The organism is Blautia sp. 1001283B150304_161114_C9 (assembly GCF_015668165.1).
Taxonomy (GTDB): Bacteria; Bacillota; Clostridia; order Lachnospirales; family Lachnospiraceae; genus Blautia_A; species Blautia_A wexlerae.
In genome coordinates this window covers 1-17542 of sequence record NZ_JADPGO010000046.1, presented here as the reverse complement: position 1 = coordinate 17542, position 17542 = coordinate 1, and the positions used below count along the sequence as shown (strand labels likewise).

Annotated in this window: 18 protein-coding genes and 1 pseudogene; 1 reads left to right on the top strand and 18 read right to left on the bottom strand. The window is 37.0% G+C overall.

What is annotated here, in order from left to right; genetic code table 11:
* Nucleotides 1-137: 137 nt before the first annotated feature.
* The 3 genes from I4V44_RS16050 to I4V44_RS16040 all read right to left on the bottom strand — a co-directional run bounded on the left by I4V44_RS16050 (nucleotide 138) and on the right by I4V44_RS16040 (nucleotide 2199).
* The gene (locus I4V44_RS16050; protein ID WP_243280302.1) at nucleotides 138-770 is read right to left on the bottom strand and encodes a reverse transcriptase domain-containing protein; all 633 of its coding nucleotides are present in this window, start codon (nucleotides 768-770) and stop codon (nucleotides 138-140) included.
* A gap of 755 nt (nucleotides 771-1525) precedes the next feature.
* Nucleotides 1526-1738, bottom strand: coding sequence for a hypothetical protein (locus I4V44_RS16045; RefSeq protein ID WP_196002960.1), 213 nt, complete (start codon nucleotides 1736-1738; stop codon nucleotides 1526-1528).
* A gap of 17 nt (nucleotides 1739-1755) precedes the next feature.
* A complete protein-coding gene (locus I4V44_RS16040; RefSeq protein ID WP_196002959.1) occupies nucleotides 1756-2199 on the bottom strand; it encodes a hypothetical protein in 444 nt (147 codons plus the stop codon).
* Between the two features lie 240 nt (nucleotides 2200-2439).
* Between I4V44_RS16040 and I4V44_RS16035 the strand changes: the two genes are divergently transcribed.
* Complete coding sequence (locus I4V44_RS16035) at nucleotides 2440-3588, top strand: SLC13 family permease (protein WP_196002958.1); 1149 nt, start codon at nucleotides 2440-2442, stop codon at nucleotides 3586-3588.
* Nucleotides 3589-3777: 189 nt separating this feature from the next.
* Here I4V44_RS16035 and I4V44_RS16030 read toward each other — a convergent pair whose 3' ends face one another.
* The 15 genes and pseudogenes from I4V44_RS16030 to I4V44_RS15960 all read right to left on the bottom strand — a co-directional run bounded on the left by I4V44_RS16030 (nucleotide 3778) and on the right by I4V44_RS15960 (nucleotide 17377).
* Entirely contained in the window at nucleotides 3778-4545 is a 768-nt protein-coding gene (locus tag I4V44_RS16030; protein WP_196002957.1) for a carboxymuconolactone decarboxylase family protein, read from the bottom strand.
* A 28-nt stretch (nucleotides 4546-4573) separates the two neighbouring features.
* The gene (locus I4V44_RS16025) at nucleotides 4574-5044 is read right to left on the bottom strand and encodes a flavodoxin (protein ID WP_025577056.1); all 471 of its coding nucleotides are present in this window, start codon (nucleotides 5042-5044) and stop codon (nucleotides 4574-4576) included.
* 126 nt (nucleotides 5045-5170) lie between these two features.
* Entirely contained in the window at nucleotides 5171-6049 is an 879-nt protein-coding gene (locus I4V44_RS16020; RefSeq protein WP_008703856.1) for a LysR family transcriptional regulator, read from the bottom strand.
* A gap of 401 nt (nucleotides 6050-6450) precedes the next feature.
* Nucleotides 6451-6771: a nucleotide pyrophosphohydrolase gene (locus I4V44_RS16015; RefSeq protein ID WP_019162220.1), complete on the bottom strand. Its 321-nt coding sequence runs from the start codon at nucleotides 6769-6771 to the stop codon at nucleotides 6451-6453.
* A gap of 17 nt (nucleotides 6772-6788) precedes the next feature.
* Nucleotides 6789-8660, bottom strand: coding sequence for a DUF2075 domain-containing protein (locus tag I4V44_RS16010; protein ID WP_196002956.1), 1872 nt, complete (start codon nucleotides 8658-8660; stop codon nucleotides 6789-6791).
* A gap of 36 nt (nucleotides 8661-8696) precedes the next feature.
* Entirely contained in the window at nucleotides 8697-9587 is an 891-nt protein-coding gene (locus tag I4V44_RS16005; RefSeq protein WP_062807819.1) for a Fic family protein, read from the bottom strand.
* A 34-nt stretch (nucleotides 9588-9621) separates the two neighbouring features.
* Nucleotides 9622-10239: a protein adenylyltransferase Fic gene (fic, locus tag I4V44_RS16000; RefSeq protein ID WP_062807820.1), complete on the bottom strand. Its 618-nt coding sequence runs from the start codon at nucleotides 10237-10239 to the stop codon at nucleotides 9622-9624.
* 354 nt (nucleotides 10240-10593) lie between these two features.
* A complete protein-coding gene (locus tag I4V44_RS15995) occupies nucleotides 10594-11025 on the bottom strand; it encodes a flavodoxin family protein (RefSeq protein ID WP_062807821.1) in 432 nt (143 codons plus the stop codon).
* Nucleotides 11026-11670: 645 nt separating this feature from the next.
* On the bottom strand, nucleotides 11671-12093 hold the full coding sequence (locus I4V44_RS15990; protein ID WP_118574787.1) for a MarR family winged helix-turn-helix transcriptional regulator: 423 nt from the start codon (nucleotides 12091-12093) through the stop codon (nucleotides 11671-11673).
* Nucleotides 12094-12703: 610 nt separating this feature from the next.
* Nucleotides 12704-13534, bottom strand: a pseudogene (locus I4V44_RS15985) (site-specific integrase); the annotation flags it as partial.
* Nucleotides 13498-13932 (bottom strand): ADP-ribosylglycohydrolase family protein, encoded by a 435-nt coding sequence (locus tag I4V44_RS15980; protein ID WP_096788349.1) that lies wholly within the window; start codon nucleotides 13930-13932, stop codon nucleotides 13498-13500. The gene I4V44_RS15980 and the pseudogene I4V44_RS15985, both read right to left, overlap by 37 nt.
* A 99-nt stretch (nucleotides 13933-14031) precedes the next feature.
* Nucleotides 14032-14679 carry a hypothetical protein gene (locus I4V44_RS15975; RefSeq protein WP_118339520.1) on the bottom strand — a complete coding sequence of 216 codons (648 nt, stop codon included), beginning with the start codon at nucleotides 14677-14679 and terminating at the stop codon, nucleotides 14032-14034.
* A gap of 102 nt (nucleotides 14680-14781) precedes the next feature.
* Nucleotides 14782-15204 carry a hypothetical protein gene (locus I4V44_RS15970; protein ID WP_118339522.1) on the bottom strand — a complete coding sequence of 141 codons (423 nt, stop codon included), beginning with the start codon at nucleotides 15202-15204 and terminating at the stop codon, nucleotides 14782-14784.
* Nucleotides 15205-15437: 233 nt separating this feature from the next.
* Nucleotides 15438-16331 carry a hypothetical protein gene (locus I4V44_RS15965; protein WP_196002955.1) on the bottom strand — a complete coding sequence of 298 codons (894 nt, stop codon included), beginning with the start codon at nucleotides 16329-16331 and terminating at the stop codon, nucleotides 15438-15440.
* Complete coding sequence (locus tag I4V44_RS15960) at nucleotides 16331-17377, bottom strand: helix-turn-helix transcriptional regulator (RefSeq protein WP_118574783.1); 1047 nt, start codon at nucleotides 17375-17377, stop codon at nucleotides 16331-16333. Before I4V44_RS15960 ends, I4V44_RS15965 begins: the two co-directional genes overlap by 1 nt.
* Nucleotides 17378-17542: the final 165 nt, after the last annotated feature.

The following is a 17542-nucleotide window of genomic DNA, read 5'->3' as shown; positions in this document are numbered from 1 at the left end:
TGTAGCTTTAAATCCAGTTTTGCCATGATATACTGCAATAAATTCAGTGCGTGATTTGCACTTTTCTTATTCTTGCATATGATTACCGTATCATCTGCGTACCTTACAAGAATACCGTGAGTAAGTCCATACTTTTCTCACAGTCTGTCCAGTGTGTTTAGGTAAATGTTTGCCAGTAACGGAGATATGACTGACCCTTGCGGCACACCGGTAATAGTTGCTTTTTCCAAGCCGTTTTCCATTACACCTGCTTTCAGATATTTCCGAATCAGATTTAATGTGGTACTGTCATTTACTTGTTCTCTTAGTATCTGAATTAATTTGTCGTGATTTACCTTGTCGAAAAACTGTTCTATATCTATATCCACTACCCATTCATACCCATCATTCAAGTATTCCAATGCCTGTCGAATGGCATCATGACAACTTCTTCCGGCTCTGAATCCATAACTATAGTCACTGAATATCTCTTCATAAATATCAGATATAGGCTGTGCTATTGCCTGCTGGATAGTTCTGTCAAGTGCTGTGGGTATTCCCAATGGTCTTTTCTTACCATTGTCTTTCGGAATGTATACTCTTCGGACTGGTTTCGGTATATATGTTCTGTTTCTAAGAGATGTAACGATTTTCTCTCTGTTCTCCCTTATATAATCTCCCAGTTCTTCTACAGTAACTCCATCAACACCACTCGCACCTTTATTAGCAACTACCTTTTTATAGGCTATGTTCAGATTTTCTTTTGACAAGATCACTTCAATCAATTCCATTGTTGTTACTCCTCTGACTTATCCTAAAATTCATACATAACCCCCCTCTAAGTATAAACAGTATTCCTCGGTTACGTTCCTACTTTTCCTGTCCACTCGATTTCTGGCTCATGTATTATTTTAAACATAACGATTCGTACTATAAATCGTTTCAGTCCTTCGGCTTTCGCCTACTATGACATCATCTGACTCCCTCTCTAAACCTTTTTCGACCATACCTTTCAGTATGTGAGTAGGGTCTCCCGAGGTAAGACGCTAATCTTTCGTTCCACAACCTCTTGATTTACAACTTCGGTTTACGTTTACCTTTTGGGCTTTGGTTTGTCTAGCAACCTTACCCACCTAATCGCCTTATCAAGTTTCTGTACGTAGGCTCAAGAACTTTGTTACACCACTTCCTTCATCCATACCATTACTGGTACCGACTTGTGGTTCACTACACTTGGCGGTAAATACCCGTGACTGGACTTTCACCAGTAAGATTAGTGCCATGCTCGGCACACTAGAAAAAAAGCCCACTGCTTAGCAGGGGGCTCTGAAGGGAGTGACAGGCATCAGAACAGCGACATTGTAAAATAATCGTCCTCGTCAGCCCTCGGATCCAAAGGATCATCCACGAACACGCTAAGCGTGTGTCGTTTCATATCCTTAGATACCTTTTTGAAGTTGCTAACCACAGCTGCCGTTGGCGGCATGCGGAAACACAGCAAAAAAGGAGTAGCGGTCAACACCGCTGTCTTAAATATGATAAAAAATTATTTTCGTGTCCTTCCAAGAAGCAAATTGAGCATGGATTCTTTCCATTCCTGGTTGGTAATACAGAATCCATCGCAGTGATCCCGGAACATACACAAGTCCATACAGAGTATCTGCTCCGCGGCCTGAATCCGCAGTTGCTCATCTGAAGGAACTTCATACTCTCCCACTTTTCGGATTCCTACTGGATCTTTAAGCCCAAAGTCTATCATTTTTCCGCGACTGGTTTTTAAGTATCGATAGACCTCTGCCTCAAAAAAGAGACAATCCCCGACGCGGTAGTTTTCAAAACCAGTAAGCGACATCCAGACATGGTCTTCCTTTCCGGAAAAACCGTCTCCGTCTCCATAGAGGCCTCTACAAAGATCCTTTCGAAACATAGAAGCTGTTTCTTCGTGTTAATACGCTTAATTCTTCCTTTAAAGGAAAAGAAATCAGCATCGTAATAGCATATCTCAAAGTATGTCCTTACTCTTTTTCCAGACTGCATCTGGAGATCCAGATACTCGTCATAAGACAGGGCATCTCCTCCGACCATGTCGTCTTTTCCCTGTGAGTCAAAATCAATCAATCCCCATTCTGTAGTGGCAAGCAGTTTCTTTCCCCAGAATTCTTTTTTAAATTTCTGCCACTTCTCATTTCCTGAATATTCTGCCTTATTTCCTCTGTTCATTTTGTTTTTCTCCTTTTTGTATAAGTACAGCCCTTTGGCTGCCTGACATATACAAAAGATACGGTATGAACAAATGAATTGTTAGTTTTTGTACGGAGTATCGTTCGCCGTTTATAACACTTTTCATTATATAGGAATGAGATAGTAATCGCAATCCGCAATACAAAATAATATTCTTCTTTTTTGGATATTTCTGTGATATACTCATACGCGGTCGTATCAGGCCAGAAAGGAAATATTATGTTACAAAAATTATATGTTTTTTTCAAGAAAGAAACTGTTTTGTCAATTGCAGTGATCCTGGCGCTTCTTTCTATGTTCTGGGTCAGACCGGATAAGGCTTATTTTACTTATATCGATTTCAGGACTCTCGGGCTCCTCTTCTGTTTGATGGCAATTGTAGCTGGTTTGAAGGCTGTTGGTGTTTTTGATATACTTGCCAAAAAATTGCTGATGGGAACATCGGGAACTGTGGGTGTAATCAGGCTGTTGGTACTCTTATGTTTCTTCCTGTCAATGGTGATCACCAATGATGTGGCATTGATTACTTTTGTTCCTCTTGCACTGATCATTGTGCATAAACTGCCAAAGGAACTGGGCAATTACTGGCTTCTTAAAATAATAGCCATGCAGACAATCGCTGCTAATCTCGGAAGCATGCTCACACCAATCGGAAATCCGCAGAACCTTTATCTATATGCCAGAGCAGGGATGTCCGCGGCAGAATTAATAACCCTGATGCTTCCCTATTCCGCCACAGCACTTATCCTTCTTCTGATATGGATACAGGTAGCCGCTGCCAAAGCACCTCACGTATGCGGTTCCGAAAAAAATAAAACTCTTTTGGGATTCTCTGACAGAAAAGAACTTAACATGGAATATCTGGCCGCTTACCTGATCTTATTTACAATCTGCCTGCTCACTGTTGCACGTATCATTCCATACCAGATTCCTCTTGTATTGGTTCTTATATATATGCTGCTAAGAAACAGGGAAAATATAAGCAGGGTGGATTACTCCCTGCTTGCCACCTTTATCGCATTATTTATTTTTATCGGCAACCTTGGAAGGATTCCGCAATTCAGCAGTTTTCTGGAAAGAATCATGGCAGGAAGGGAAACACTTACTGCTGTTCTTGCCAGTCAGATTATGAGCAATGTTCCCGCTGCGCTTCTTTTATCCGGCTTTACAGATAATTACCGGGCTTTAATTGTCGGAACCAATATTGGAGGTCTCGGCACTCTGATTGCATCCATGGCAAGCCTGATAAGTTTCAAATATATTGCAAAAGAAAACAGGAATCTGAGAGGGAAGTATTTGGGAATATTCACAGCCTCCAATATTATATTCATGATATTCATGTTAATATTGTATTTTTTTCTTAGATAAAGGTTTTCCCGGAATTACAAAAGCTATAGCAATTCTTTCTTCGCAAAAAATTCTCCGTGGCACTCTCCCATCCTGGAAGAAAAGCCGCGGAGAAATAAATATATTTTCGGTGCCAATACAAAGATCATTAATCTTTACACCACTTTACAACTTTCAAATTGTCTTATAAATATAGTTTTTTCAACCTTCCTATTTTAGTTTTCTATATTCTCCATCACTTACCGGTTCAAGCCATTCATTGGAACTATTTTCGCCCGGAACTTCTATTGCCAGATGTGAAAACCATTCATCCGGTGCTGCGCCATGCCAGTGTTTCACTTCTGCCGGAATATTGATGCAGTCGCCTGGCTTCATTTCTACAGCTTCTTTACCTTCTACCTGATAATATCCTCTTCCGGCAACGCATACCAGAATTTGTCCGCCTCCACTTTTTGCATGATGGATATGCCAGTTATTTCTGCATCCTGGTTCGAATGTCACATTGAAAATTCCAACCTGAGAAGTAGAAATCGGTGCAAGAAAACTCCTGCCCGAAAAATACTGTGCAAAGCCATCGTTTGGTGCACCAATTGGAAATACCATCTCTTTTGCATGCGCCCGCATCGCTTCCTCTTCGTATGGCAAATCTCCTTCGCCTGTTTCCCACACTTCCTTTGCAAGATTGAAAACAGCCCATGCTTTTGGCCAACCTGCATAGAATGCGGCATGTGTGATCACTGCAGCAATCTCTTTTTGTGTCACACCATGATTTTTTGCATTTTGAAGATGATATCTTAAAGAAGAATCCGTAATTCCGGAAGCCATCAGAGCAACCACTGTAATAATGCTTCTTGTTTTTACGTCGATGTCCTGATTATTCCAGTTTTCGCCGAAAAGTACATCATCGTTAAAATGTGCAAATTCCGGTGCGAATTCACCAAGTGTATTTCTCCCTGCTGTCTGTACTATTTTTCCCATATTCTGTATACCTCCATAGCGCTGTTATTTATAAAGAGTTTACCCATTCAGTGATTTCCTGTTTCGTTCCACAATTTAACAGTCTGCCTTCTGTAATAACTGCGTCTGATGCAGATGACTGCAATTCTTTCACAGTGTTCCCAAATCCACTTCCTCCGGATGTTGCAAAAAGCACAATCTTTTTACCACTGAAATCGTAAGCTTCTAAAAATGTATTGATGATTGTCGGAGCCACATACCACCAGATTGGGAATCCCAGAAGGATCTCGTCATAAGAACTCATATCCATCTCTTTTTTCATAATCGCCGGTCTATATTTTTTATCACTCATTTCCACACTGCTTCTGGATTTTTTATTCATCCAGTCAAGATCAAGCTTTGTATATGGAACTTTCGGCTCAATCTCAAACAAATCCGCTTTTGCTTCCTCTGCGATCATCTGTGCTACTTTTTTTGTTGTTCCGCTTGCACTGAAAAATGCCACTAATTTTTTACTCATAATAAAAAGCCCCTTTCTATACGTATTTTTCACAAAAAAATAGATGTATAAGATTTACATTCATCTTACACATCTATTTTAAGCTCTATCGCTTCATTATGTCTAATGCTTATATTGAATTTTGTTTTATGCCTGAAAAGCATTAATCTCCTCGATCATTTTACGGACTGCCAAAGAATATGGGATATTCCGTCGCCAGGCAATCACCGTACTAGTCTTGATTTCAGGAGAAATTCTTCGCTGTACAAGAATATCCTCTCGCCAATACTTTGCAGCACCCTCAATTGAAATTGGATACCCCAGTCCATTTGCCGCCATAACTCCGGCATTCGTTCCAAGATTACTCGTAAAAGCAATCTGTAATTTTGAAAAGTCTTTCCCAAACCAGTTGGCAAGTTCACTTTGAACGTTCATTCTTTCCGGCAGGATCAAGGGCTTTCCAATAAGATCTTCTTTTTTTATAAACTCTTTTTCTGCCAGTGGATCATCCGGCCGCATTCCGACACACCAGTGATCGCAATCTGTGATCCGGATATAATCCAGCCCTTCGGTGTCCACCGGCTCCATGAATAATGCAATATCTACAAGTCCTTTGTTCATCATCTCATACACTGCATCTGCTGTTGCAGTATGCAATACAATCTGAACCAGCGGATATTTTTCTTTATATGTTTTACATATCTTCGCCAATGTCTCCACTGCTGCAAATTCACCGCATCCAATGGTTATCGTGCTCTCTACAACCTCTTCTTTTCCTTTCAGTTCCTCAAGCGTCCTTTCCTCAAGATTAAGAATCTCCAAGGCACGCCTTTTTAATAAAATTCCTTCATCAGTGAGCGATATTTTCTTCCCGTTTCGAATAAATAATGTTATTCCCAGGTCCTCTTCAAATGCCGCCATTTGTCTGGATAGCGTTGGCTGGGTAATATGCAATTGTTCTGCTGCTTTTGTAAAGCTCTGTTCTTTTGCTACTGTCAGAAAATAGCGTAATAATCTTAATTCCATATCTCTATATTCCTACAAATTTTTCTTGTAACCATTCTATCATATTGCGTCCCAAGCATCATCTATATTTACATGTAATATCTACACAAAATACCGTGGGTTATTTTCGGGTTATTTTCTAACCGCCTATGCCCTCCGGACCGTGATTTTACTGGCTTTTTGGCGAAGCTTTCAAAGAGTGCCGTGGCAAATAAAAAGCACTTTTATCATTGTTTTGTTTCTCCTTGATTTGTCTCGGAATGCCCTGTTTTACAAGAAAATCCAGAATTCTTAGCCTTCTCCTGTCAGTGACAACACCACACTCAACGGAGCCTGCAATCTTCTTCCTAATCAATAAAATATCCCAGCTTCAAAACAACACGGCCAATTTCTTCCAATTCACACCTTTGATAATAATCAGACTACAGCTCCGTATATTTCGTCGCATTTCCTTTTGCTTTATCTACCGGATACTTTGCTTCATTCTGTTTCATCTTCATATTCACAATTTCATCTGCATCAAGTTCCAATTTATCAAGAAGATTTTGTGAATAAACAAGTACATCTGCCAGTTCTTCTTTTATATGCTGCAGATCATACTCTGTATCGCTCCATTGGAAACACTCCAACAACTCTGCTGCCTCAATCACAATCGATTTTGCAAGATTTGCCGGACTATGAAATTGATCCCAATCCCGGTCTTCTGTAAATTTGCGAATACGCTCTATTGTTTTTTCCTTCATAAACTTTTACCCCTTTATCATTTTTGTTTTAACAGTTTCTTAAAATATTGCGCCAAGGCGGCATCCGTGCAATATACATAACATCCCTTCATACCTCTTGTCATGAGTGTTCTGTATGTATTTTTTATAATTTCATCTGCAACCTGATCTGCTTTTTCTTTATCTCTCTTCGCTAGTGTTTTTATTCCTTTCAAGGAATTATCGGTCTTTGCACGTTTTGTGTAATCTGTAATCACTTTTCCATTTTCAAATCGCATATCATCACCAATGATAACACCCGTATAATCGAATTCTAATCCTTGCGATGTATGAATACATCCGGCTTCATGAATTGACTCTTCACTGATTGCAAATGCATCTCCACCATTTAGATTCCAACTTATGGAATAATTTCCAATCTCGATATCATGGAAATTTGTATTATTTCTGGTAGCCTTCGGCCAGTTCCAACAATAGCCTGCAAGAATTCTTGCTCTATTTCTGGCACGATTCTTTTCAAGCACAATTGTTTCCATTTCTGCAGGTGTATCACAGATGCGAATATCGTAATCAATTCCGTCAAGATCATAATTTGCTGTTTCACGGATTTCCAATGCCTGATCTAACCATGCCAGATATCCATCAGAACCATTACAGCGGAACTGAGAAACAAGCTGCATTTTTATAATTTCTGATTTTTCCAAAGCCGCCCACTTTTCTATTTCAGCTACACTTCCAATATCTGATAGTGTAACCCTCTGACTTTCATCAATAAAAAACACACTACAAGCAGCGGCATGAATGATTTCTTTTATCTGGTTCTCTCCCATATTTTGGAACATACCGGATTTTTCATTAAGCCGGTGGGCTTCATCAGCTAGTAATGTTCCGACTGAATTTCTTGGTGCTTCGGTATAACTTCCAGAACCTTTAAAGAGATTATCTACACTGTTTTTCCTCATGTGTCCCTTTAATTTGAATTGATATACTGTTCTCGGTGCAGCATTTTTTGAAACATATTGAACAAATTGCATTCGATTCGTGAGTTCAGCCAGTAGATTAATTGCAATGACTGTTTTTCCGGTTCCGGGACCGCCTTCTACAATAATCGTTCTTTTCTTTCCATCTTTTTGACACTGACAAGAATAATCAAGAATACTTTCATATACAACCTTCTGTTCATCCAGCATAACGAATTCTTGGTTCCCTTTAAGCATATTTAAAAGTGCATCTTGAAGTTGTTTAGAAGGTTTAATTTTTCCATGTTCAATTTTCAGCAGTGTATCCTCTTTGTCACCTGTTACTATTTGCTTTTTGATAAATGTACGAAGAGCTTCCCTTTGCCCATAAGTAAATGCAGGAGTCTCTTCCATAATATCCTGATATTGTTCTTTATCCAATGGATCATTAACGATTCTTGGATAATTATGAAGATACGCACAGGGATGAAGACTGATTTCGTTGTCCTGAACATATTCGTTATAATCTCTGATTAACGCTGCGTAAGACCAGGCTTGATAACATGGATGTACAACTCTTCGGTTCGCTCCACCCGTATATGTTTCAACAATTGCATCCTGACCATCTATAGCTGTTAATTTCTCCCATTGTTTCAATTCAACAATAACAACATTTCCTTTTCCATTCAATCCATAACCAGAAATAAGAAAATCTACCCGTTTTGAAGTCTGGGGAATATTATATTCAATCGCCACACCTGCATCCTTTGGAATATCGGAATCATTCAATGTAATATACATTTCTTTTAATGAATTCCGCCAGGCATTCAGCTCACTTAATCCTGTCGTTCGGTTCATCTTTAATTTTATATTTTCATATAATTTTGTTTCCAAACGATCATTCTCTGTATCAATCATAAAATCACTTTTTGTACCTGCATAAATAAGCATGTATTCACCCCACACATCATATTGTTTTGTTCAATTTCAATACATAATCCTAAAATAATCCAAATATGTCTTATATTTGTCCTGTGCTATCAGGCAGGTATCTGTCAGATAGCCTTTTTCGTTGTTCCATTCTTTCAATCCACGATAATAGAACATCTTCAGATTGTCCTCGATGATGAACGGCACGATATTATATTTTAGGCATTCCTTGAACATAATCAATCTGCCTACACGGCCACTGCCGTCCTGGAACGGATGGATTCGTTCAAACTTCACATGAAAATCCAGAATATCTTCAAAAATCTTTTCTTCTTTTCCATTGTACTCTGTCAGCAACACTTTCATTTTATCGGCAACTTCTTCCGGAAGTGCGGTTCCCATGCCGCCAACTTCATTTGGTAATTTTTTGTAATCACCGACAACAAAACAATCTTTTCTGTAATCACTTGTTCCATTCTTCAGAATCAGATGTAGTTCTTTAATAAACTTTTCTGTTAAAGCCACTTTTACATTATCAATAATCATATCAATGCAACGGAAGTGATTTACTGTTTCAATCACATCATCCACATTCAGCACTTCTTTTTCTACACCGATGGTGTTGGTTTCAAAAATATATCTGGTCTGATCATGGGTCAGACGGCTGCCTTCAATATGATTGGAATTATATGTCAAATCAATCTGTGTCTTATGGTAAATGCCTCCGGAATACTTACTTGCTTTCTGCTCCTGCAGAATATCCAGTAAGGTAATCGGCTGCTCTTTCTTTTTATTGGAACGCTCCGGTTTCTCTGCATTTTCGGGAATATTCCAGGTCTTGCCGGTAAGAAACGCACCGTCTACCCGCCCCTGAGCGCAGTAATTTCGAACACTTCTTTCCGACACATTCCATTTTTTCGCTATTTCATTAACTGAACGATATTGCATCCATATTCCTCCACTTTTCTAATGCTAAATCAAGTTAATCCTTTGTGTCCGTCAAATTTTCCATCTTAAACACATAATAACCTTCATAGTAATAACTGTGATCGATACCCTTCATATAAATTTCTCGATCATTTACATTATCCGTAAGAGCATTTTTCAGAAGAAACTTTATTTCGATATCTTTGATAGGACTTCGCTCCATGGCAAGCAGATAATCCTCTTTATCCACCTTGCTCCAGTCAACCACATAGCCGATTTCTTTTTTCAACATCAAGTCAAGCCATATTCTCGTACTTCTCCCATTTCCCTCTCGGAACGGATGAGCCACGTTCATTTCAACATATTTTTCGACAATTTCATCAAAAGTTGACTGTGGCATTTTGTCTATACTCTGTAACGCTGTTTCCAAATACATTAACGGAGCAAATCTAAAATTTCCTTTTGAAATATTAACCTTTCGTAATTTACCGGCAAAATTATAAATCTCATCAAAAAGATATTGATGGATCATCGCAAGACTTTTATAAGTCCCCGGTTCTAATGTCTCAAAAAAGCCACTTTCAAACATTTCAAGCGCTTTTTGCTTACTGATTTTTTCTTCCATTCTTGCTAATTCTGTAGAATCTGTAATACCTAATTTATTTTCAAGCATGGTTTACCTCATATTCTTCATGCGATTACTTTTCCAGTCACAAATCTATCTTTATAAGTATACCATAATATCGGCAATAAATCTATTTTATTATGGAATATCTCACTTTTATTTTGCCGTATTTAACCGAATCAAGTAAGTCCCCTGCTTCAATTGCGAAAAGCAATAAGCAGTGGGTGGGGACTTGCTGGTAAATAAAATATCCTATGAATAAGAAAAACCCACCGGGTTGCGCATGAAAATCAGAGGCGTGGTGGGTTCTGTTAAGCTTATTATACAGCTTTTGAAGTTACCGTCAATATTTCTTTTCAAAAAACGATAACTTTCCATTGTTTTTATTTCTTCTTTATATTTTTATAAGTTTTTTACAAATTCCACTGCATTTTGGATATCTTTATCATCCGGATGTCCTTTTGCAATACCTCCAACCAGTTTGAACGGCCCAAATGTATCATATCCTTTGCATCCAAATTTACCATCTACACTGGCATGTTTTTTATCCAAAATCTGCTCTATGGATTTATAATTCGCACTTCCACCATAAGTACAGATCAAAAAGACCTTTTTGTCATCTGGTAAATTCTTTTCCGCAAATTTCAATATCGACTGATGAAACTTTGAAAAATAGATTCCTGATGCAAACCCGATCATATCATAACTGCTCAGATCTGCATCTGACTGTTTTACTGCATCAATCAAATCGACCTGACACTCTTCTGCTATGCTCTTTACTAATTTTTCTGTATTTCCATGATGCACAGATGCATATATGATTGCTTTTCTCATACCTATACCCTTTCTATCAGTTCAACAGTAGAATTAATTATACCATCATTTGTCAGCTTGTAAATCTGTTTCATTGCAAGTAATCAATTCAAAATGATTTCTATTCGTTTTTATAAAACCTTCTTTTGTAACTTAAATATCTCTGTAAACATTGCTGCACGATCAATACAAAGATAATCTGCCAAAATCCTTCCTCCTGTTGGAAATCAAACATACAAGTTGTATTTATCATACTATAATTCTAGCAGAAACAAAAGTTAAATTCTATTGACGGAGGGTAAAAATGATAAGAAAGATTATCAGGATTAATAAAGACAAATGCAACGGCTGTGGTGGATTGGAGATGGCAGCAAAAAAGCACTTCAAAGCAGTGGAAAGTTCATACCATGGCAAGTTGTAACAATAAGTATTGATGGAAAAATATTAGAATTATCGAAGATATAGTATAATTAACATATCAAAAGATATGGATTCTGCTAACAGGTACGACAGTAGTTTGTCTCTGGTCATTCGTTTCCCGACATAAGTAATCTTATTATTCAGAATCCCAGGGAGTTTACAAACAATCCCACCAGAAATATTAAATATCGTTTTAGTGTCTCCATTTTTTTATTTCCTCCTCATTTCATATTTTTTATCGCCGGATCATTTCATATCTGCAAGATTTCGATAGATCCGGCAAAAAATATCCATAAACTGCTTCTGCTCTTCTTCAGAAATACCATTTAATGCAGTTTTTTCTATTTTCTTAAAAGCCTCCTCCACAAGCTTCTGATTTTTCTTTCCGGATTCTGTCATAAAAATATGAAAAGTACGACGGTTTCCATTGAGCATTTTTCTTTCGATCAGGTCTTTTTCTTCCATACGGTTCAAAATGGACGTTAAAGAGCCTGCTTCGATGAGGCATCCTGCCGCAATCTCTTTCTGGCTGACACCATCGTGATCTTTCAGGTAATCCAATACTTTGGGCTGTCCCAAGGTAAGACCTGTATCTTTCAACTGTTCCATTAGTTTTTTCTGGACAGTCATATGGTTTATCATAGATAAGTAGTGAAATGAAGCATCCATTTATCATTTATCTCCTTCTTTTATCATATATAATAGTTATAATTCAAACATTTAGAATTGTAACTATATTCGTGATGTGTGTCAATTAGTTTTTTTCTTTTTAGTTCTACCAGTAGACAACATCTCTTCAGAAATTGGCCATTCATCATAACCTTTGGATCCACTCTTTATATGCTTCCAGATCAAGCAGATCTATTTTCGTAAATGATAAAATAATTTTCCTCTTCTATTTGTTTGCAAAAAAAGCCATAAGATTTTCTATCATGTTGCATCCCAAACATCATCTATATTTACATGTAATATCTGCACAAAATACCGTAGGTTATTTACGAGTTATTTTCTAACCGCCTATGCCCTCCAGACCGTGTTTTACTGGCTTTTTGGCGAAGCTTTCAAAGAGTGCCGTGGCAGATAAAGAGCACTTTTATCATTGTTGCATATCCTCGCATTTCTTAGTTTTTCTTGGTATTTCGGGCTTTGTGAGCCTTTGTGAATTTTTGCTTTTTGGCATAACCTGCTTTATTTTCGCATAATATCGTCCGCAAAAGGTGTAAAATAAGGTGTATGTTTTTCCATTTTACACCTTGCTGTTTTCAATTAAAAATCGTAATTACACAACCTGAATCCGGGCAACTTCTTCCCTGGCATCCTCAAGATTTACATGCGTATATGTATTCAGCGTTACGCTGATGTCTGAATGGCCCATCAAATATTGCAATGCTTTTGGGTTCATTCCGGATTTTGCCATATTTGAGCAATAGGTGTGCCTACATACATGCGGTGTAATGACAGGCATCTGTACTTTATAAGTATTATTATACTTCTGAATGATGTGTTGAAAATAATGCTCCCAGTGCAGGGAATAACAAATACTTTCATTTTTATCAAAGTATAAGAATCCACTTTTTCCATCTACCACAGGTTCTGCTTTGGGCGGGTTCTGTTTTTCTATTATTTTCCGAAAGCATTCCTCTACATCCGCGGTCATAGATATCTTTCTCGTTCCACTGGTTGTTTTAGTCTCTTGAATATAATATCCGATTTTTGATTTTTTCTGCAATTGATGATCGATGTTGATCGTATGCTCCTTGAAATCAATATCAGAAATCGTTAAACCACAAAATTCCGAGATGCGAAGACCGGTTTTAAATAAAATGTAGATTCCCTCATAATACCTGCAAAAATGAGGATCCTCTTTCACAAATCGTAGAAACTTACGTTCCTCCGATCTGCTGATTGCTTCTCTTGTCACACTGTCATTCACAACCACTTCCATTAGCCAAAACTGAAATGGATTTTTCCTGATCAGGTCATCATCCACTGCCAACTGAAATGCCGGACGAAGAACTCCTCGGATTGAATGGATGGAACTATAGCTTTTCTTTTCTACCTGCTGAAGATGTATCAGCCAACATTTTGCATCCGAAATCCGAACCGTATCTCTGCTTGCAATCTTGCGTATTTCTCCACCATTTCAATCTCATCAAACACATATGCAACCGGACTCACTCGCATTGCCGCCCCATTCCCATAACTATTATTAGGCATTGGTATTTTTTCTGTATCTTCATATTTACAAATCCAGTCAATATACATCAAACCATATGCTTTATCTGGATATTTCTCGGTAAACTCGTAAAATTTTTTCGCCAATAAATATTTATGCTCACCATTGCCCAACGAAACCTTTCCATATTCTATAGTCCATTCTGCCAACGCAAAAGTCAATACTGAATCATCCGTAAAATGATCCTCATCATGAATCAAGTAAATTTCTTTATCTTTAACTCCAAATTCATATGTGGATCCTAATATATCTCCGAAAATTGCACCTATCATCTTCTCCACCTCGTTTTTTATAAATAGGTCTACTGCATCAGAACAATCCTACATTCACTTTGAATTCCCTGTACATCTCTGTTTCTGATTCCCCCACAGTTATAATTCAAACCTTTTACTTGTCACCCCAAAGCGTCTTAGCTCCAAACCTTCAAGTGTTTCTATATGAAACTCATGAGCCGGCATTTCTAGCTCCAGCCATTGCAACATTGGCAAATTCACTTTTAATGATCTAAGATACCAATCCGTTCTTTCTTGTTCATATTCTCTTGGTACAAACAATTTTAGCCTTTCGATACTCGGAATAGAAAAAATCTCCAATATTCCCGGATCTTTCCCCATATCTTCAATGAATAACTCCGAAAGATTTCCCAAATTTCTTAACCCTCTCAGACTACTTAGACAGCAATGTTTTAGTGTTAAGCTTTTAAGTTCTGACATTTTTGAAATTGTTTCAATTAATTCTTTCTGCATTCCCACAACTTCCAAATATCTTATGCTCTTTATTTTTTGTAACGATGAAAAGTCCTCAACTTTTGTTAAACGCAAATTCAACGCTTGCAATTTAGAGCATTTTTCTAGACTTTGAAAATTCTTTAGCTCCCCACCAATTAAATTTAATTTACACAGATTCGGCGCTTTCTCAACCGCACTCAAATCTTGCAGATGGTACGCAGTTATTTCAATAATTTGATTATTGGAATTTTCTTTCGTTAATATGATTGGTTCTTTTTTACTACTTGACATATATATTCTTCACTTCCTGTATACTTATATTTATTTCTTTGCACAATTACTCTCTTAGTTTCTTATTGGAAAGTCTTGGATATAACGGATATGCAAATACTATTAGACAGTTCCTACTTTTTTCTTGTGCATACGTCCTTTTTTTAGTATATCATTATAAAATGCAAGGACAATATCTCCACCATAAAACACCTCCTGGTTTTTCCACTGTATGAGGTGTTTTCTCATAAATCGAGAAACATATTCTTCAAACATTTCAGTCTCAAAAAAGTATGTATACTCAAAAACACCTATAGTATCTATCCTTTTTACATTCATTTCTGATTCTTTTGATCCATAATACTTAATCTCAACTTTCAATCTTCCCTGGTTTTTTGTTCGAAACTCCGTTTCAAACACATAATTCATCCAATCGTAATCCGACAAAGTAAGTTTTGTATTTATTCGATCTTCAAAAGGGATGTTTTTGAATACAATATCATCCATCACTACAAACTGTAAATCTAATATTTTTGAATCTTTCATTTTCACTACCTCCCCTAATTCGCTTTTTCTTTCTTGGTTTCCCTTGTCCATACTTATACTCTAGCTCACAGCATGGAACAAAAAAGGGATATCTTCAATCACTAACATGAGAAACACAAAACCTGCCCCAGATATAGCCAACTATGCTATATCCAAGGCAGGTAAAACTGTCGTATTTTTAGAGAAAAATGTCAAAAGGACAACTTATACATCCTATAATTAACTCTGGATTACTATCCTTCTTTCATACTGTTTGCCAATTTATCTGCAGAAATCCAGCCTGATGGATGAGCTATGTTTACAAATACAACCTTTGTATTATCACTTTGAATTTCATATTTTTTGAATTCATTCGCTTCTATACCAAGTGCTTTCATAAGTCTTTCAAAATAACCTTTTCCCCCACATACAAAAACCGTTACTTTTTCTCTTTGATTTGTAAGTAATTCAATTTCTTTTAAAATATATTCTCTGTACTCTTTCGCATAATTGATCACCGCATTCTCATTATACCCTTTTGTGCTGAAAGTCCCTCCTCTCTTATTTACATTCATATATGCTGCTTTTGAAGTGAAAATAAACTCCTCTTTTTCTTCTAAGCCAAAATATTGTTTCATAGCATTATTTATTTTTGTTAACATTTTAGGCTTATTATTTTTCTCTGGATCAAGCCAATCCAACAGCCAGGTATTCACATTTTTTGGATTCAATTCAAACCCCGGAAAATAATTTTTAATGCATGTCTTTGCCGAATCATTGGCTTCCTTTAACAGAAAAATGTATTCAAATCCCTCTCCTACGTCAAATGTTCCTACACATCCATCCAAATTAAATGCATTTTTTAAAACATATTCCCAAGAAGTTTCTTCCTCACTCAAGAAGTCCTTATTTTCGCTACAATTTTTACAATTATCTTTGTCGAAAAATTGTATAAAATGTGATGAGATCGTGTTCCCTTTTTTCTTGTAATGTTCTTTTATAAATATTTCGCTAACACATATTTTTTCTGGACTATTATGAATTGCCTCACTTAATTTATTCACTTCTTCCACTTGCTTTGCTTGCCATGTTTCAAATAATTCTTCAAGCGTACTGCACTCCGTAAGTTCTTTTATTTCTTTTTTCATTAGTGTTCCCCCTTATACTGTTCGCTCGCTTTCTTTATATCTTCCTTCACCATATCCACCAGTTTTCCCGGACTTAATATTTTCACATGTACTGCATACTGTAACGCCCATTTTCTCATTGCTTCCAGATTAACCATTACTCGAACCGTTACCTCATCCTCTGTCTCATCTGAGAACTTGATGTCTTTTCCAAACCAATCAATAATTTCACTCACCAAATATTTTTTAGCGCGAAATGTTACTGCTGCACTTTCTCCAGTAAACATATAAATATGCTCTGCCATATGTTTCGGCAGATTCAGTCCATTCTCCAAACCTTTCACCTTTTTCATCGGTTTAACTGGCACAGGAAGTATCTCTATATCTGTAATCCGATCCAGTCGATAATTCGCAACATTGTCATACTTATCATAATTGCAGATTAAATAATATCGGCCATTAATTGCGGCAATTTGATATGGATTGATAATATATCTGCGTTTTTCCCCTTTTTCATTTTCCCGTGGATACATTTTCATATCTGTATGATACTCATTATAATAGAATGCCACCTGCCTGCCTTTTGTTATCGCTTTATCCAACATCTCTATCGTATAAAAGAGCTGTTTGTTTTGCGGTTCAGTATCCGGCATCGTCTGAATATGTTTTACCCTTGACTTAAAATAGCAATTAGACAGCCCTTCTAACTTCTCAATCAATGCTTTGCATTGACTATATGGGATATGTTTTGAAAAGAGAAGACTGTCAATCAATAACCGAAGTTCGGAATCCGTAAAATCTTTTTCCAGATACCAATCCGTAAATATAATCTCTTCTTCTCCATTTTTACCTTGACGAATTGATTCACTATATTCTACTTGATATCCGAAATCAATCAAATTCATTAAATTCCTCTTAACCGCTTTTCGGTCAACCTTCATATCATATTCCCGTTCTAGAATATCCATAATTTCTCTTTGGCTGAGGCGGTGATTTTCATCCGTATATCGCTTTAATATATCAAGAATATTTATAATGATCATCTTTTTGGGTTGTTTTGTGTACATGGTAAATCTCCTTTTATTCATCATATCACACGCTTTTATTTGAAAACAATATATAATATCCCTTTAATTACCTCTATATCCAAACCATGTTACTGTTCAGAGGTATGCATAAGTCATTGTAAAAAATGACGAAATTTATTTTTTTATTTTGTGGATAACCATTCG

Bases quoted from the DNA above. Each gene is read 5' to 3' on its own strand.
- I4V44_RS16050 (WP_243280302.1), bottom strand. From the start codon at position 770: ATGGAATTGATTGAAGTGATCTTGTCAAAAGAAAATCTGAACATAGCC.
- I4V44_RS16045 (WP_196002960.1), bottom strand. From the start codon at position 1,738: ATGATAGACTTTGGGCTTAAAGATCCAGTAGGAATCCGAAAAGTGGGA.
- I4V44_RS16040 (WP_196002959.1), bottom strand. From the start codon at position 2,199: ATGAACAGAGGAAATAAGGCAGAATATTCAGGAAATGAGAAGTGGCAG.
- I4V44_RS16035 (WP_196002958.1), top strand. From the start codon at position 2,440: ATGTTACAAAAATTATATGTTTTTTTCAAGAAAGAAACTGTTTTGTCA.
- I4V44_RS16030 (WP_196002957.1), bottom strand. From the start codon at position 4,545: ATGGGAAAAATAGTACAGACAGCAGGGAGAAATACACTTGGTGAATTC.
- I4V44_RS16025 (WP_025577056.1), bottom strand. From the start codon at position 5,044: ATGAGTAAAAAATTAGTGGCATTTTTCAGTGCAAGCGGAACAACAAAA.
- I4V44_RS16020 (WP_008703856.1), bottom strand. From the start codon at position 6,049: ATGGAATTAAGATTATTACGCTATTTTCTGACAGTAGCAAAAGAACAG.
- I4V44_RS16015 (WP_019162220.1), bottom strand. From the start codon at position 6,771: ATGAAGGAAAAAACAATAGAGCGTATTCGCAAATTTACAGAAGACCGG.
- I4V44_RS16010 (WP_196002956.1), bottom strand. From the start codon at position 8,660: ATGCTTATTTATGCAGGTACAAAAAGTGATTTTATGATTGATACAGAG.
- I4V44_RS16005 (WP_062807819.1), bottom strand. From the start codon at position 9,587: ATGCAATATCGTTCAGTTAATGAAATAGCGAAAAAATGGAATGTGTCG.
- fic (WP_062807820.1), bottom strand. From the start codon at position 10,239: ATGCTTGAAAATAAATTAGGTATTACAGATTCTACAGAATTAGCAAGA.
- I4V44_RS15995 (WP_062807821.1), bottom strand. From the start codon at position 11,025: ATGAGAAAAGCAATCATATATGCATCTGTGCATCATGGAAATACAGAA.
- I4V44_RS15990 (WP_118574787.1), bottom strand. From the start codon at position 12,093: ATGGATGCTTCATTTCACTACTTATCTATGATAAACCATATGACTGTC.
- I4V44_RS15980 (WP_096788349.1), bottom strand. From the start codon at position 13,932: ATGATAGGTGCAATTTTCGGAGATATATTAGGATCCACATATGAATTT.
- I4V44_RS15975 (WP_118339520.1), bottom strand. From the start codon at position 14,679: ATGTCAAGTAGTAAAAAAGAACCAATCATATTAACGAAAGAAAATTCC.
- I4V44_RS15970 (WP_118339522.1), bottom strand. From the start codon at position 15,204: ATGAAAGATTCAAAAATATTAGATTTACAGTTTGTAGTGATGGATGAT.
- I4V44_RS15965 (WP_196002955.1), bottom strand. From the start codon at position 16,331: ATGAAAAAAGAAATAAAAGAACTTACGGAGTGCAGTACGCTTGAAGAA.
- I4V44_RS15960 (WP_118574783.1), bottom strand. From the start codon at position 17,377: ATGTACACAAAACAACCCAAAAAGATGATCATTATAAATATTCTTGAT.